The sequence below is a fragment of the Nocardia sp. NPDC058058 genome (assembly GCF_042885355.1).
Lineage (GTDB): Bacteria > Actinomycetota > Actinomycetes > Mycobacteriales > Mycobacteriaceae > Nocardia.
Genome location: NZ_JBHVSA010000004.1, coordinates 1337070 through 1352437, shown reverse-complemented (window position 1 = coordinate 1352437; position 15368 = coordinate 1337070). Strand labels below are relative to the sequence as shown.

Sequence of the window (15368 nt, the reverse complement as noted above, 5' to 3'; positions counted from 1 at the left end):
CCATACTCGCGGCGTCCATTTCGTCCTGTTCAAATTCCCATGGCGTCACGGAGCACCCCGATGCCCGCGGTCAGCGCCGCACCACCGGCCGAAATGCTCACCGAGGGTTGGCTACTCAGCAGCACCACGGCATAGCGCAGATCGCGGCCGACCAAACCGGTGGTATTCAGCACCAGCGATGAGCCGTACCACATCCAGCCCTGTTTCACCGCCCAGTCACAGCCGCGCATGGCGTCCGGAATGCCGAAATACTGGTCGACGCCATCGGCGGCGATCTCGGCGGCCTGACCCATGGCGTCCAGGATCACCGAGCGCGCCGGCGCGGGTGCCTCATTCACCAGATACCGGTAGATGGCCATGACATCCCTTGCGGTGGTGCGGGTTTCGCCCCACTGCCCGGTATCCGAGGCCGCCGCGGTGGCGGTCAGGCCGATCCGCTCGGACATGCGCGCGATGATCTCCGCACCACCGCCCGCGCCCCAGAGCCGACTGGCGATGGCATCGTCACTGGCCGACAGCATGCGCTGCACCGAGGCCGAATCCTGTTGTCCGGCACCATCTCCCAGCGCATCCAGGGCGATCAGCAATTTCACCACCGAGGCGGTGTAGAACTGCTTGTCATCGTTCACCCCCGCCAGCAGCGCACCGGTTTCGGTGTCCACGACCTCGATACCGGTCTCCGCCCGGGCGGAAACCGCCTGCACCGCGGCCTGCATCCGCTGCGCCAGCGCGCTCGGCGGGATGGTGATGGTGGCCGCCGGTTTGGCGTGCGACGGATCCGGCGGCAGGGCCGCCGGGCGAGCCGAAGCCACCGGCACGGTCAAAATCGATGAAATCCCCATCGTGGCAACCGCAATGGCGGCGCGGACCGCGAAACCCATGACTCTCCCTCACAACGAACCAGCCGGTCGAGCCGAAGAGCCCTCGTCTCAACCAACCCACGAACTACACGGATCGTACTAATTCCGCACTAATTCGCCAGTTGTACAGCTGGATTCGATGTTACGTTCAGGAGAATCAACTATTTCCGCAATGAGTCACGGCTGTTCAGCGAGCGCGGCGAGGCGATCGACGGAGGCCAGCAACCGCTCCGAGGTCGTCGCCCGCGCGCGCACTTCCCGCTTCTCATCGTTCAATTCGGTCCAGTCGTAGGTGTGCGTCACCTTGGTGCGGCCCTCGCCCAGCGGCTGCACCGACCAGCGCCACAGATGACCCGGCGGTTCCTTACCCGGTTCGGACGGCAACCAGGCAATACGCTTGCCCTCCACGAACTCCACCACGTGGTTCTCCCGGACCGCGCCATTGGTGAGCGTCATCCGGAATACCGCACCCACACCGCGAACCCGCTGCCCGCCAACGGCTTCGGCCAGATTGTCATTCCCGTCCCAGCGCGGCTGCTCGGCCGGATCGGCGATCAGCTCGAAAACGCGCTCCACGGGAGCGTCGATCTCCCGGCTGGCGGAGACGACGCGTGGTATCTCGGTATCCGTCATGCCCTGATCAAAGCACAGAACCAAGCACCTCGCGGGTTCGTATTCATAGGTAGGCACACCCCCACCCGAGCCGCATAGCCAACGGAGCACGCCATGCACCTGCTGACCGCCGCACCGACCACCGCGGCCAAACCCACCGTCCTGACCAACGTCGTCCTGGCGCTCTTCCGCGTCCTGGTCGGAGTGTCATTCGCCATCCACGGCTGTTCCACGCTCTTCGGCAAACCCGTCGCGCCACACGGCGCGCTACCCGCGGTCGGAGCCTGGCCGTCCTGGTGGGCCGGAATGATCGAATTGGTCGCGGGCGCGGCCGTGGCCCTCGGCCTCGGCACCCGGATCGCCGCCCTGCTCTGCTCGGGCGCGATGGCTTACGCCTTTCTCACCGTGCATCTGAAGCACGGCATTCTGCCGATCAAGAATGGCGGCGAACCCGCGGTGCTGTTCTGCTGGTCGTTCTTCCTGATCGCGATCATCGGCCCGGGGCCGTACTCGCTGGATGCCCTGATCGGGCGTTACCGACGCGGGTCGGCGACCTGAGCCCAGAGCTCACCGACGCGCGCGGCCTCCGATTTGCCCTGTGCCCGTCCGGCGTTCGCGGCGGGCACCCGGGTCGCGGCATTGAGCGGATCGGTGCCGAACGCCTCGAGCGAAGCCTCATCGGGCGTGATCACCTCGACTCGCGAACCCCGCTCGATCAATTCGGCGACCTGCTCTTGCAGGGCGTCATCGGGCAGCGGGGCGATCACCAGCACCCGGTCGAACCCAGCCGCCAGATCCGCGTTCGCCGAACTGCGCGCCCCGCCGTCGATATAGCGCACGCCGTCGATCGTGTACGGCGGCCACACCAGCGGCACCGCCGAACTCGCGGTCACCGCGTCCACCAGGGCGACCCCGGAATTGCGATCGAATACCCGTAATTCCCCGGTCAACGCATCGACGGCGGTGACGAGCAATGGGCGCTCGGGCCATTCGCGCACCGGCAGCCGGGACTCCACCACGGCTCGCCGCGCACTCTCCGGCACGGTCTCCACCTCCAGCGCCAACTCCCCCAGATGCCTGCGCGCCCCCATCGGATCACCTTCGGCCTCGGCGTGAATCGCCGCGACCTGCTCCCACACCTCTTCGATGGGTGTGCCCTGCGGCGTCAACTCCCGGCTCCACACCTCCGCGTCCACCTGCCGCCGGAACAACTCCTCCCACGACAGCCCGCTACTGATCTGCGCGGCCACATTCGCCCCCGCGGACGTCCCCACGATCAACTCGGCCTCGGTGATATCCACCCCCGCATCGGCCAACCCCACCACCAGCCCATTGGCCCAGGCGATCCCCGCCACGCCCCCGCCACCGACAACCAAAGCCCGCCGCATACCCACTCCTAAGTCTCGCCCGACTCACACCGTCAACCTCAACCCTTACCAAGTCCATCCCCGAGCCTGCCGCCCGGGAGCACATGAACGTTCGATCTCTCCGCATATCGGTCAGCCTCGACACTGACAATCCGCCCGGCCTCGAGCCGTCTGGCGCAGAACACCGGATCACAATCACGGTGAATTATCGAGGCTTCCAATGCTTCGGCCGCGTTCATCGCGATGTCATCGTCACGAACGTGGCAGTCTTCCAATCGTTCCAAGCGCGGGCCGTAGAACTCCATGCGGATGCTCCTTCCAATTCCGTTGCCGGAGTTAGGCTCTGGTGAGCTTGCAGCGATGCCGACCGCGCTGTTCCCGATCAATGGCGGCGGTAATGCATTTGCCATCGCGAATTTGAATACGCACCGCACGGTTTTCGTTCGCGGTGAAGCGCCGCCGGTCCCGGTAGTCCTCGACCACGCAGGCGAGGACGATCGTCCCGCATCCGGCAATGAGAATTATCAAAAGCAAAGCATCCCAAGGCATTACGCCTCCCAGCTGCATTCGGATTGATTCCTCGGTGTCAGTACTCCAGGCCCGCACCGAGTGCTATGCACCAAGTAGACACCCAAACGAGTTCTCCGAAGCCAACAAAATGGACCTCACAAGAAATACGATTGAGGTCCATTTTGCGCAGGCCCGGAATGAGCTCTCCCAGATAGCGAGGCTAACGAAATGACGGGATCTACTGTCTCTCGCAGAGCATTTGGCAAATTTCTTCGGAAGATCCGTGAGGACGCCAGAAAGACCGCACTGGCCGCCGGACTTCACATCGAGGTATCGAAGGCGACTCTGCTTCGCCTCGAAGACGGCATTCCAACCAAGATCGCCACCTCGCAACTCAAAGATCTTCTCGAGTTCTACGATGCCACCGGCACCGTGCGCACCGAAGCCCTGACCCTATGGGAGGAGGTGAAGGAGCAGTCGAAAGCGCAACAGCAGCAGGGGAATCCGAAGGGGTTCTGGCGTCCCTACGCCGATCAGTACGAGGCCCACTTCCCGCACTATCTGCGACTGGAGTCCGCCGCCGATCGAGTGACCACTCATCAACTCGTCATGGTGCCGGGTTTGCTGCAGACGCCCGACTACCGCCGAAGCGTAATCCGCATCGATGAACCGGATCTGTCCGCGGTCGACCTGGAGCGCCGGATCGAACTCACAGCACGTCGACAAGCACGGCTCGACCAGCCCAATTTCCAAATGACGGTGCTGCTTTCGGAAGCTGTGCTCCGGCATCAACCGGCCGTCCCGGAAGTTATGGCAGGACAACTCAATTGGCTCATCGAGGCAAGCGAAAGAGAGTTCATCGACATTCGCGTTGTGCCGTTCCGGGTCGGGCCGCACCAGGGGCTCACCGTGCAATCGTTCACCCTGCTGGAGTTTCCGCCGCTGAACAGGGGCCTAATGGAGCCGCCGGTGGTCTACGTCGAGGGCGCGAGCAACACGGCGGTCTATCACGAGCGGGCAGACGTGGTGGCGAAATATCGGACGACCATCGCGGCTCTCACGGCGGTAGCGTTGACAGAACAGGCCACCAGAGATCTGGTGTCGCAGTGCGCGAAGGAGTATGCGGCGTGACGGAACCGGGATTCGGCATCTGGTACAAGTCGAGCAGGTCGGAAGGCGGCAAAGCGTGCGTCGAGATCCGGCACGAACCGGGCACAACTCTCGTGCGCGACACCAAGGACAGCGGCCACGGACCGATCCTCGAATTCCCCTCTGACGCATGGTCGACGTTCATCGCCAGTCGCGTCTGGGAGGGTTGAGGGCGCAGCCTCGCGGAACTTCGCGGCGCTGTCAAGCCACCGAAAGCTGGCGCTGCGCAAGGATTCTCGATCGGTTACTCTCGCGTCGTTGTACGGGCGGACAGCTGATCGGGGGAACCATGGTCGACATCCTGAAGGTCGACGCGGATGCGTTGCGGGAGTTGGGGAAAACGCTGACGGGGCAGGCCGATGCCATCACCGGAATCAAAATCGATGTGGCGGTGACCATGCCGGGCTCCCCGGTGCACGAGGTCTCCGCCGCGATCGACGAGAACGCCGAAGCCGCCTTCCACGCACTCGGTGACCGGGTGCGAAACATGGCTCGGGTGGCCGGATCCGGCGCGAAGACGTACGAGGAGGTCGACACGGCCTTCGGCGAACAGTTCGGACAACTGATGGGCGAGGCCGGCCGCCTACCCAGCGGCAAGAAGATTCCCGACTGATGACCACGATCAGCCATGTGCGCGGCTGCCTGCCCTCCACCATGGTCGACTTCGGTAGGGCCCTCGATACGGGCACCACCGAATTCACCAAACAGGTCGGCAATATGAGCACTGCCGTCGACAAGACCACCGCCAACTGGAAGGGCGCGGCCAGCTCCGCCGCGACCGCCGGAAAGATCTCACAGCGGTTGACGGGCACCAGGATCGACGAAATCGTCACCGCCGTCGCCGACTACTATAAGACCTACGGCGGCCGCCTGGACGCGACCCGCACCGCGGTGCTGAACATCGTCGACCGTGGCGCGCCCTCAGCGGGCATGACGGTCGCCGACGACGGCACCGTCACCGCACCGAAGTATCCGGGCGTCCCCGGCGATATCACCGTCCAGTTGATGCAGAACAAGCTCGACGGGCAAGCGTCCTGGCTGCAAACCCAATTGCAGGAAATGCTCAGGGAATTCGGCGAGGGAGAGGACCAGGCCGCCACCTCCATCAAAACCGGGGTGACCGCGCTGGCGACGCTCAAGGACACGCCGACCGGCCCGATGCCGGACCTCGCGCCCATCCCGCCGCCGGTCTCACCGGACGGCAAGTACCGGATCGGCGACCCGAAAGAGCCTTTCCTCAAACACGATGACACCTTCATCTACAACTCGAAGGACGGCAACTTCAGCGACTGGCTGGCCAAGCAGAAGTGGCAGGCGAAACTGCTCGGCGGCGAGTACGTCAAATCCGACTTCGACGACGCCACCGCGCTGTACCGGCACTACTGGGACAACAACGGCAAGAAGATGGAATTCGACTACGACGAGGCGTACCGCGAGGACGCGAACGTCCGCAACTCCGTCGACTCCGAGATCAGCCGCGCCGCCCTGGCCGCCGACTACTTCGCGCGCACCGGCAATACCAATTTCAAAATCACCGGCGACCCGAATACCGTTGCGGGCAAGAACTATCCGGCCACCGAGAACTGGCAGAAGGCCATCGGTGGACATCAGCAGTGGAGCCACGCCAACGTCCGCGTCGAAGGCAACAAGGTCGTCATGGACGTCACCGTCGAAGCGCAGGACTACTACAACTTCGACAAGGGCAAGAGCGATATCGGCACCGGCGCAAAGGATTCCGAGAACGGTCGCTTCACCGAGATCGGCTGGGCCAAACCCTTCGAATCACACGGCACCATCACCCGCACGGTGACCTGGGATGTCGGGCTGCCGCCCTCCAGCGGCGTGACCGCCGAAACCTCCAGCCCCGACCGCAATCCCGGCCGCGAGGATCGCTCCGACGGCCGCGGCGACGGCGATGACGGGCGCATGCCGGACAACGATCGCAACACCGGCGACGCACGGCCCAAATGAGAAGCCCATCGCGGTCTCACGCGACGCGGCCGCTCCTCGCCGGTGCGATCGCCGTGCTCCTGGCCTCGGCCGTAATCGGCTGCTCCACACCATCTTCCGATCCGACACCGCAGGAAAGGACCAGCACCGTGTCCGAAGAACTGCGCCACAACGCCGAGCCGTTGCGCAAGTACTTCCCCCTCATCGGCGACCCGGTCGCCGTAACCTGGACCAGCCGAGATAATTCCAGGGGCGGCCCCGGCCTGGTCACCTATTGGCTCGAAGCCATCGTCGAACTGGCCCCGGGCACCGCGACCGACCTGCGCACCCGCTACGCCACCGGCGAATCCACCCAGCCAACCGGACTACCCGCAGCCCTGCAAGCCCAGGTCCCCGCCGGAACGTTCGCCACCAGCCCGGATTTCGACACCGCCCTCGGCGGCTCCCCCGAATGGAACGGCACCGCAACCGGATACCTGCACAGCGAACTCCCCATCCTGGTGTTCACCGCCGTAGCAGGAGGCTGACATGCCAGGCGAACACGACGAACTAGGCGTGAAAGTCCAACGCGCCCAACACGCCCTGTCTCAAATCCGCGCCACCGCCACCGTAGACGGCATCACAGTCGAGGTAGACGCCCAAAACCAAATCCTCGCCATCAGCGGCCCCCTGGGCAACACCATCCTCACCGCCTACCGCCAAGCCCTCGAATCCATCCACCCCCAGGTAACCGAAGCCATGCGAGAACTACACGCCGACCCCAAAGTCGAATCCACCATGGCCTTCACCGCCGCCAACCCCGCCACCCTCGAAGCCGCCCGCCTCGACCGCGCCGAAGCCGAAGTGGACAACTACTTCGAACGCAGCTGGTAAAGGCACCGCCGCTCCCCTGCCGACCGGACGGCGGCTGTCGGCCCCGCGGTGTAGCGTCCTGCTCATGTCGGATCGGGGGATCGAATACAAGCCGGGGATGGCTGACCCCAAACGGGTGTCGATGAATCGGTTTCTGCCGCAGGGGATTTTGCGGGCGGAGGTCAGTTATCGCAAGCCCGGCGGGTTGAAGGGGACGCGCGTGGTGGCGCGTTCCGAGGCGGAGTTCGCGGTGCTGCGGACCGCCGTTCACGAGGGCTACGGCGAAGTCTGGCGCAAGCCGGAACAACTGTCGTTGAGCGAGGCCGAGGCGTACATCAAGAGGGTGTCGGACCAGCTGGCGCAGGAACAGGACGAGATCAGGCGCAGGCGCGAAGCGATCGACCTGTCCTGCCCGTGGTGCAAACGGCAGCGCGCCTACATCGGTGTCCTCGGCCTCGTCACCGGAACAACCCGCTGGCTATCGGACCGCCCCTCCGAGTTGAGCCAGCAGGTCATCAACCAACACGCCTACCGCTGTGAACTGTGCGGCTCGATGCAGTTCTTCGCCGATGGCTACCTGGAACATCCGCTACCCGGCCGGGCCGCTCCTGAGGACCGGCCTTCATACGGCTGAAATCCTCCGCATGCGGCGCAGAGTCCAGTCACTATCTGCTCAATTTCCAGGTGAAATGGCTGGATCCCTTGCGTACGAACGGCTCTCAGCAGATCCACGCCCCCTCAGGACGCCTCGTCAACATCGAAGCGCACGATCCAAAAGCCATCCTCCTCGGTGGTGACCGATACCAGTACGTGCCCGTCAACGGCAGCAGTCACGAAGTCAGGCTCTCCAGGATTCTGAACCAGCTCACCCGCGAGGGCTTTGTCGCCCGAAATCCGGACCAGGAACCAGGGATCCTCCTCGACAACCTGCCCCGCAACACTCACCAAGAAGGTCCCTTCGGCACCGAAAAGACCACACCGTTCGGCAACCTCGAACCACTCGTCATCTATCTCCTGGAGGTAGACATCACTTTCGTCACCGATGACGTTGGTCGGAACCACCGTGCCGTCAACCACCCTCTTCCAGGCGTCGAACGGACGCAACCGCCCCGCGCGCTCCACCTGGCCAACTACCTCCAAGCCCGCATTGGTCAGCATCACCGGAATATCCTGTCCCACAATCGCCCTTCCATGTCAGCTTCATTCGATCAAGGGTTCTCATAGAAGAGATGGTGACGACCACCCATCTTGCTGAATCGCTCCCAAGGCGAATCCTTATCCCAGCCGAAATTAACATCTCTCAAACTTGGATTTGTCTTCGGTTGTCCAGCATGGAAGTGCGGTCGATAGTCCAGATTTGGGTCGGAGGTGTGCTCGGCAATGATCCGCGACCCCTGGTCGGTCTCGAACTGCATGTTCCTACCCCAGGCCCCCTCATCCTCCGAATAGACATACCCATCTTCGTCTCTTCGTTTGGGATCATTGCCGACCTCCCATTCTACGGTCGGCTCGGTCCCCCTCGGAACACCGGCTCGATCGTAAGCCGCATCGAGGGCCTCCTGACGCGTACCGAACGTCAGATTCTCGGTGACCCCCTTTCGGATCTTCGTCTTGCCGTCCTTGCACGCCAGTCCGAGCGGATCTATCCATGTAGTCGGGTTGTGGGGATACGTGTTGGGGTTGGGAGCCGGCGCGAGCCCGAGCGGGTCCTGGGTGAGGAACCGCCCGTTCGATGGGTCATAGACCCGGTGAAGGTTGTAGTGGAATCCGGTTTCGGAATCGTAGAACTGACCAGGGAATCTCAGCGCAGTTGATGCTCGGCCGTGCCACGTGGTCGTCCCCCACAGATCGGCAGTCGCAGTAGCTGCGGGTTGCGCGGTATTCGGATCAACCAGTTCAACGGGGCTTCCGATGAGATCGGTGATTACGGCATAGAACTCGCGATCTATGGCTGCTTGATCCGTGGACTGCGTCAACGGGGCGTGATCATCAGGTCGGTACTGCCAGCGGAGAATGGTCTCACCAGTGCTCTCTTCGATGAGAGTGGTTCCATCCCAGGTATATTCCGCTCGAGAGAGAACATCACCATTGGTAGCGAGATGCTGTTTCGTTGTCCGACGGCCTAGGGCGTCGTACGTGTAATGCCACCATTGACGATCCGGCGTCCAGACGTCGGTCAGCTCATCGAAGCTGTTGTAGCGGAAATGCCAAATGTCCGGTTTGCGTGATAAACGAGTAGTGGTCTTGCGAATCAGGCGGCCTGATTCATCGTAGTGGTACCGAGTTCGTCCGGCGCGGATGAGCAAGTTGCGGTGGTACTCACGACCACCTGGAGATTCGGACTGAGGATGAGGTTGAGTGAGTGAACTCGTGGGCTGGGTAGCCGCGATCTGACTGCTGGTGATATTGCTGAGCGAATCGTAGGTATAGCTCTCGGTAGCAGCATCACTTCGGGTCAGTGTGGTGATTCGCCCCATTGGATCAAGTTGGTAGTCACGACGGTTGTGCGGAACATCGCGATGATGTGTGACCTGAGCCGTGAGGTATCCGTCTGGGCGCCAAGTGTATTCGTCGCTGCGGAGCTGCTGCGGCGCCGGACGCGCATTGCTGCCGAAGTCCAGGTTGAGCAGACGCACCGGATGCGCGATGACGTCTTGGCGCACCACTCGGCCTACGGCGTCGTGGGTATAGTCCACGGCCAGCTCACCGACCTGCCAGCGAGTAAGACGATCGGCCTGGTCATAGGTGAAACTGATGTCGCGGCCGTCTGCGCTGAGGTTGCTTGCGCGGCCGACATCATCGTAAGCCCATCGAGTTTCCGCACCAGAGGGAGTCGTGCGCCGAATACGGCGGCCCAGCCCGTCGTATTCGAACAGCATCGGCGCCTGACCATCGACTTGTCGCCCATTCAGCCGACCCGTGGCGGTGTAGCCGAATGTGAGTGTGTGGATGGACTTTTCGCCCTGCCCCTTGATCGCGGAAACCAGACGGCCCGCCGAATCGTGGGCGTAGGCGATCCAGTCGCCGGCATCTGTCGCGACACCGACTAGACGTCCGAGAATATCGTGGGTCTGATGGCGGGTTATGCCCGTAGCCGGAGTCACCGATACGGTTCGGCCGACAATGTCGTGGCCGTAGCGAGTAGTCGCTCCGGTGTAATCCGTTTGCGAGACAAGGCGACCGGCTAAGTCGTAGTGATAGTGCCAAGTTTGGCCATTTGGGTTCTGAACTCCGGTCTGGCGCAGTTCGGTGTCCCACACGTAGTTGGTGGTTGCCCCGGTCGGATCCGTGTGAGCAGCCAACTGATCGAATGCGCCGTAGGAGAAGCTGGTAGTGGCGTTCGCAGCATTGGTATGGGTCAGCAGGTTGCCTTCACCATCGAAGGTCCAGCTCTCGCTGGTCCCGTCCGCATCGCTCCGATGCAGCAACTTGCCATCGGGTGACCACCGGTTGACGGTCACCCCACCCAGTGGGTCGACTGTTCGGATCGGACGACCGAAACCATCACGCGCGACACTGGTTACCGCGCCGCTCGGCTCTGCGATGCGGACCGGCAAGCCAGCCGGATCGACATCGATATGGGTAACCGCCCCATTGGGGTCGGTGATCGTCGCGATCGCGCCCGATGGATGGTACGTGTACTCGGTTCGTGCTCCTGATGAAGCAATGACGGCGACGAGATCGCCGCGTTCATCCCACTCACGCCCCTGGACGGTGCCGTCGACGTCAGAAATACGGATCGGGCGTTGGCGCGCAATGTAATCCAGGGTGATGGCACGACCATCAGGGCGAGTCACCGACGCGATATCCCCGTCATCGGTATAGACGTAATGAGTGGTCGCACCATCTGGGGCGATTACTTGCGACGGCTTGCCGGCCGCCGTGTGGGCGTACTGTGTTCGCCCACCGAGCGGGTCGGACAGATCACGCAACCGCAATTTGCTGTCGAAGCCGTAGGTAGTGCGCGCACCGACGGAATCGGTGTGGACCGTCACAGCACCCTGGGATCCCTCCGCGTACTCGAACTCGGCGTCAAGAACACCGGCGATTCCTCGCTGACCGACAACACGTCCCAGCCGATCGTAGGTATTGACCATGTAATTGCCGTTGGAATCGGTCCACGACAGCATGCGGTGATCATCGTCGTAGGTGTAGCGCGTGGTGCCACCCACTCCGTTGACGACGGCTGCCAATTCTCCACTGTGGTAGTCGAATTCACGGACGGGGGTGTAGGTGTCACTCCCGGTTTCGACCACGGCGAGACCGATAATCCGTCTTCCAGCCGTTCGAACACGAACGCGGTACCCGCCAGTGTGCGTGATTTCGAGCGGGTTGCCGTCAGAGTCGTAGTGAAATCTGACCTGGTTATGGTGACGATCGATGATTGCCGCGATTGGATAGATGCCGAGATGCTTGTCCAGGTCATCCGATGCAGGCTCGAACTGCCAACCCAACTCACGCTCCTGCGCCCAAACCCGATATCCGCCGGAATCGGTACGGGTGAGCGTCCAGTCCAACGCCCCTGCGACCGGCACTACCGATTCCTCGAGAGTTGGATGCGGGTAGGCGAGAACTACGCCATCCTCCGCGATGAGAGTGACACCGCGATCTCCGACCAGTAGGCGCATGTCCAGCGTGGCCGACCATGACGGACCGAACCACCGGCCGAACCGGTAGTTCGAGCGGTGACGACGCTTCAGCACAATGGCGAGAACTCCCGGTAGTGTCAGATCGGTTTCCGGAAGCAGGAATTCACCGGTAGCAACGTCAACAGGGTCGCCGCACGTCTCCGTGCTGTCAGGGGTTCGAGAATTCTCGGCAGCATGCTCGCTGGCAGCATCGAAGGCCGTTTCACGGTGATCGCCGCCAACCGGGTCAGCTACAAGATCCTCCGCCCTGCCGAGATCGCGCGCACCGCTCGAATCATCTGCTCCATTTCCAGATTCTCGCTCGGATTCGCTGGGAACGGAGGTCTCCCGGCCCGGCCCCTCTTCCCTGCCGGTGGACGGTTTTTCGGCGGGGAGAGTTTCGGGCTCGACGGTCGGAGCGGACTGTTTCGATTCCGGCGCCGATCGCTCGACCGGCACCGGACGATCATGTTGTGCGGCAGCGACATTCGAGGGACGATCACCAGTGGTGACCGGCGCACCCGCACGTGATGGCGACCGATCTCCCTGTTGACCACCCGGCACGTTGTCCTTCGGTGCGACCGACCGATCAGATGCGGGTGCTGAAGCGCTTCGGTCCGAGGGTGCAGCAGGGCGGCTTGGGTTTTCCGCCGGGCCTTGAGCAGCGGCACGGTCGACTGGGGCGGCAGACCTGTTGCCGTGGTCTGCGGTCGTAATGTCCGAGCGTGCGGGTGAATTCGTCGCGGCGCGGGATTCAGGTGTACCAGCGCGCGACTCAGGTGTCCCCGAATGAGATTCAACAGGCTTAACCTGCTGTTCCGTGCGTGCAGGTTCCGCAGCAGCGCGAATGTTGTTCGGATCGTTGATGTGGGAGTTACCGAGAACGTCCCTGCCGCCCGGTCTTCCACCCTCGAGATTCACCTTGGGAACAGGGCTGGCGGCATCTCCCCCCAGGACGGGTTTGAGTATCTCGGGTTTGCCCGCCGAAGGATGGGGCGCCGTGGCGTCGGCACCATTTGTGATTCGGCCTGCCCTTCCCGATGCCCGGACACCGTGCATGGCGCCGAGCCCGAATCCGGCTGTCAGCATCGCTGGGCTCAAGGTCGTATTGACCTTGCTCCAATCAAGTTTGCCGTGCACGAGTTGATCACCGACCTGCCAGCCGATGTCGGCACCGTACATTCCCAGACCACCTGTGAGCCCGGACAATCCACCCGACAAGAAACCTCGCGTGGCCGGAGCGAGCGGAGTGTGGCCGAATATCTTCGAAATGCCCGGACTGACGCCTCTGGCAACAGCACCTCCGGCAGCCCAGTCGACCGCGGTCCGTGCTGCCTGCCCCACGTCGATCCCGTCACGGTTACCCGACATCACCTGGTAGCTCTGAATGCCCACATCAAGTCCGAGGCCCGTGACACCAGCCTTGAGCCCGGTGATCGCGATCTCTTTCAGATACGGCTTGACCGCGGTGCGCAGCCCCGCCTTGGCGACTTGCAGGGCAACCTGTCTCACGCCCTGTTCGGCGGCTACCGCCAGCGCTTCCCGCCCTGCCGCCAGAGCCACCGGTACCGCAGCCGAACCCCACGGCCATGCTGCAATCAACGCGATCACGCTATACGCGGTGATTCCGGCGAAGGTTGCCTCCATGATCTTGGTGTATTCGACCTCCGTACCCGTCTCACGCGTTCGTTCACCGAGGTCTTCGAGGCCTTTGACCAGGCTGTACATCGAATGAACGTCATCGTCGTAAAGCTTGGCGAATTCGGCGGCCGCCTTCTGCGCGCCTTCGCCGCTATAGAACTCTTGCGTGGAGTCGGTGGCGGCCTTCATATCTGGGATCAGCGCTTCCAGATCCTTGGCAGCGGCCTTCCATGCATCGGCGAGGGCCCACAGATCATCCTCATCGCCGTCGGGATAAGCCATCCCGAAGTTCAGAGTGGTCAGAATCCAACTGGGAATCCACTCCCAGAACGAGGTGATTCGAGACATGGATCAGCCCAATGCCCCACCGACAGAGTCCAATTGCCCAGCCCAGCTCACCCTAACCCCCTCGGAGAGACCTCCGGCGATCATGGCACAGACAGAGTTGCTTGCGCGACCGTTGGTGGGACCACGACTGAACCGAACGCCTCCGCGTACATGTACGGGCTGCGATTCCAGCCCGACTCGACCTCATCCCCTCACACCGGGATCCCCCCAACAGCTTCGACCGAAGCCCTAAGGCGTTTCTGGGCATCGATGAACCATCGTATGTACGAGTCCCATTTGTCCTTGTCAACGACCTTTCCCGCAGCACGATCCCATATCAGGCACGCAGATCGGCCATCCCGCACATCAAACCCGAGTTCGCGGCCATAAACACCCTCGAACTTCGCCTGCACCGCCCGGAGTTGCTCGAGCCGTGCACGATTCGTTCCGCTGTCAGAATTCTTGAAGTACAAGTGCGATTGCAGACCACCACTCGAGAACTTGACGCCATAAACCACATCTGCTCGACCTGTTGGCATATCCAGCCAATTCTTAGTATTGCTACCCGTCCTCGAACTGGTCCACTGCTGCAGTCCCTCCCCACCCAGCCCAGACAGGAACCTATCCCAGAACTCCGCGTACAGCTGACCTGCTGCGCTAGCCTCTGATCGGGTCCGAGCCCTTGCCGTCTTGCCCCAATCATTCGGTTTGGCCACAACGCGGAACTGCGGTGCCGGCACCGAGTCACCAATCCGAACAGCCGACACCTCGATCCCGAAAAATCTTGTGTCTATGTCAGTGCGGTGATTGAGCCAGTCCAGCGCTGCCCGATGCTCTTCCCGGAATCGCGCAGCCACCCACACAATGTTGGTCGCCTCGGTGCCGGCGGCGTATGTCAGGACCTGACCAAGGTGCGAGTGGTCGGTCTCCTCGAGCTGATTCTCGATGATCACGACTTCATCCCCTGCAGTACCGATGAGATCGAGTGAATAGCCGCCAACAGGATGCTCGTTCGCCTCGAGGATGAGTTCAAGCCCTAGTGCCTCGCCGAGCTGGTCGGCATTAGCCAGCAGCCAGGGCGTGAAGTCGTGAGCCTCGTGCGCCCAAACACTGCGCAGGTTAACGGCTTCAAGGCGACCGATCGTTTTCCCGTCGACACCAACCGCTGTCATGCAGTACTCCGTTTGTCGTTCCAGGACCGTGACAGTCATCAGGTGCTGCCAGGAAGTGTGCAGCACGGGCCCGACTCGCATGGCACTGATGAAAATTATCAGCGCCCGCTCCAGCATCGATTTACGATTCTTCACACGTAATCCGTTGGGTGAGTGGAAGATTCAACGACATCAAGTGGCATGTGCAACTACCGCACTGTGGCCGATCATCGATGGTGCCGCGTTCTCACGCAGCGACTCTGGGAATGGTCGCCATGACGCCGTACACGACACTGCGTGGCAAACGCCGGGTCCATCGAC

At 62.5% G+C, this 15368-nt stretch carries 16 protein-coding genes; 9 read left to right on the top strand and 7 right to left on the bottom strand.

From position 1 onward, the window contains the following. Positions 1–29 precede the first annotated feature (29 nt). Together ACFVUS_RS37245 and ACFVUS_RS37240 are read right to left on the bottom strand one after the other, a co-directional pair. A complete protein-coding gene (locus tag ACFVUS_RS37245; RefSeq protein ID WP_387777799.1) occupies positions 30–881 on the bottom strand; it encodes a hypothetical protein in 852 nt (283 codons plus the stop codon). Between the two features lie 156 nt (positions 882–1037). Then, a complete protein-coding gene (locus ACFVUS_RS37240; RefSeq protein WP_387777796.1) occupies positions 1038–1493 on the bottom strand; it encodes an SRPBCC family protein in 456 nt (151 codons plus the stop codon). Between the two features lie 93 nt (positions 1494–1586). On the opposite strand from ACFVUS_RS37240, the gene ACFVUS_RS37235 reads away from it, so the two are divergent. Then, the gene (locus ACFVUS_RS37235) at positions 1587–2030 is read left to right on the top strand and encodes a DoxX family protein (RefSeq protein ID WP_387777793.1); all 444 of its coding nucleotides are present in this window, start codon (positions 1587–1589) and stop codon (positions 2028–2030) included. On the opposite strand, the gene ACFVUS_RS37230 is transcribed toward ACFVUS_RS37235, so the two are convergent. Together ACFVUS_RS37230 and ACFVUS_RS37225 are read right to left on the bottom strand one after the other, a co-directional pair. Next, entirely contained in the window at positions 2006–2860 is an 855-nt protein-coding gene (locus ACFVUS_RS37230) for a patatin-like phospholipase family protein (RefSeq protein ID WP_387777790.1), read from the bottom strand. The genes ACFVUS_RS37235 and ACFVUS_RS37230 overlap by 25 nt on opposite strands. A gap of 38 nt (positions 2861–2898) precedes the next feature. Next, a complete protein-coding gene (locus ACFVUS_RS37225) occupies positions 2899–3144 on the bottom strand; it encodes a hypothetical protein (protein ID WP_387777787.1) in 246 nt (81 codons plus the stop codon). Positions 3145–3199: 55 nt separating this feature from the next. Here ACFVUS_RS37225 and ACFVUS_RS37220 point away from each other — a divergent pair, with 55 nt between their 5' ends. The 8 genes from ACFVUS_RS37220 (at position 3200) to ACFVUS_RS37185 (ending at position 7934) form a co-directional block, all read left to right on the top strand. Then, positions 3200–3415, top strand: a complete 216-nt coding sequence (locus ACFVUS_RS37220; protein WP_387777784.1) for a hypothetical protein — start codon at positions 3200–3202, stop codon at positions 3413–3415. Between the two features lie 162 nt (positions 3416–3577). Then, entirely contained in the window at positions 3578–4480 is a 903-nt protein-coding gene (locus tag ACFVUS_RS37215) for a helix-turn-helix domain-containing protein (RefSeq protein ID WP_387777781.1), read from the top strand. Next, positions 4477–4668, top strand: a complete 192-nt coding sequence (locus ACFVUS_RS37210; protein ID WP_387777778.1) for a DUF397 domain-containing protein — start codon at positions 4477–4479, stop codon at positions 4666–4668. The genes ACFVUS_RS37215 and ACFVUS_RS37210 overlap by 4 nt, the downstream gene beginning before the upstream one ends. Before the next feature lie 119 nt (positions 4669–4787). Beyond that, complete coding sequence (locus tag ACFVUS_RS37205; protein WP_387777775.1) at positions 4788–5111, top strand: hypothetical protein; 324 nt, start codon at positions 4788–4790, stop codon at positions 5109–5111. Beyond that, a complete protein-coding gene (locus ACFVUS_RS37200) occupies positions 5111–6469 on the top strand; it encodes a hypothetical protein (protein WP_387777772.1) in 1359 nt (452 codons plus the stop codon). The genes ACFVUS_RS37205 and ACFVUS_RS37200 overlap by 1 nt, the downstream gene beginning before the upstream one ends. A gap of 128 nt (positions 6470–6597) precedes the next feature. Further along, positions 6598–6975: a hypothetical protein gene (locus ACFVUS_RS37195; protein WP_387777769.1), complete on the top strand. Its 378-nt coding sequence runs from the start codon at positions 6598–6600 to the stop codon at positions 6973–6975. Position 6976: 1 nt separating this feature from the next. Continuing rightward, entirely contained in the window at positions 6977–7321 is a 345-nt protein-coding gene (locus ACFVUS_RS37190) for a YbaB/EbfC family nucleoid-associated protein (RefSeq protein ID WP_387777766.1), read from the top strand. A 64-nt stretch (positions 7322–7385) separates the two neighbouring features. Continuing rightward, positions 7386–7934: a hypothetical protein gene (locus tag ACFVUS_RS37185; protein WP_387777763.1), complete on the top strand. Its 549-nt coding sequence runs from the start codon at positions 7386–7388 to the stop codon at positions 7932–7934. Between the two features lie 104 nt (positions 7935–8038). On the opposite strand, the gene ACFVUS_RS37180 is transcribed toward ACFVUS_RS37185, so the two are convergent. The 3 genes from ACFVUS_RS37180 to ACFVUS_RS37170 all read right to left on the bottom strand — a co-directional run bounded on the left by ACFVUS_RS37180 (position 8039) and on the right by ACFVUS_RS37170 (position 15203). Then, complete coding sequence (locus tag ACFVUS_RS37180) at positions 8039–8479, bottom strand: hypothetical protein (RefSeq protein WP_387777760.1); 441 nt, start codon at positions 8477–8479, stop codon at positions 8039–8041. Between the two features lie 29 nt (positions 8480–8508). Then, positions 8509–13917, bottom strand: a complete 5409-nt coding sequence (locus ACFVUS_RS37175) for a DUF6531 domain-containing protein (RefSeq protein WP_387777757.1) — start codon at positions 13915–13917, stop codon at positions 8509–8511. Between the two features lie 191 nt (positions 13918–14108). Next, a complete protein-coding gene (locus ACFVUS_RS37170) occupies positions 14109–15203 on the bottom strand; it encodes a DUF4268 domain-containing protein (RefSeq protein ID WP_387777754.1) in 1095 nt (364 codons plus the stop codon). Positions 15204–15368: the final 165 nt, after the last annotated feature.

Bases quoted from the DNA above. Each gene is read 5' to 3' on its own strand.
- ACFVUS_RS37190 (WP_387777766.1), top strand. From the start codon at position 6,977: ATGCCAGGCGAACACGACGAACTAGGCGTGAAAGTCCAACGCGCCCAA.
- ACFVUS_RS37205 (WP_387777775.1), top strand. From the start codon at position 4,788: ATGGTCGACATCCTGAAGGTCGACGCGGATGCGTTGCGGGAGTTGGGG.
- ACFVUS_RS37245 (WP_387777799.1), bottom strand. From the start codon at position 881: ATGGGTTTCGCGGTCCGCGCCGCCATTGCGGTTGCCACGATGGGGATT.
- ACFVUS_RS37240 (WP_387777796.1), bottom strand. From the start codon at position 1,493: ATGACGGATACCGAGATACCACGCGTCGTCTCCGCCAGCCGGGAGATC.
- ACFVUS_RS37220 (WP_387777784.1), top strand. From the start codon at position 3,200: ATGCCGACCGCGCTGTTCCCGATCAATGGCGGCGGTAATGCATTTGCC.
- ACFVUS_RS37175 (WP_387777757.1), bottom strand. From the start codon at position 13,917: ATGTCTCGAATCACCTCGTTCTGGGAGTGGATTCCCAGTTGGATTCTG.
- ACFVUS_RS37215 (WP_387777781.1), top strand. From the start codon at position 3,578: ATGACGGGATCTACTGTCTCTCGCAGAGCATTTGGCAAATTTCTTCGG.
- ACFVUS_RS37200 (WP_387777772.1), top strand. From the start codon at position 5,111: ATGACCACGATCAGCCATGTGCGCGGCTGCCTGCCCTCCACCATGGTC.
- ACFVUS_RS37230 (WP_387777790.1), bottom strand. From the start codon at position 2,860: ATGCGGCGGGCTTTGGTTGTCGGTGGCGGGGGCGTGGCGGGGATCGCC.
- ACFVUS_RS37185 (WP_387777763.1), top strand. From the start codon at position 7,386: ATGTCGGATCGGGGGATCGAATACAAGCCGGGGATGGCTGACCCCAAA.
- ACFVUS_RS37225 (WP_387777787.1), bottom strand. From the start codon at position 3,144: ATGGAGTTCTACGGCCCGCGCTTGGAACGATTGGAAGACTGCCACGTT.
- ACFVUS_RS37235 (WP_387777793.1), top strand. From the start codon at position 1,587: ATGCACCTGCTGACCGCCGCACCGACCACCGCGGCCAAACCCACCGTC.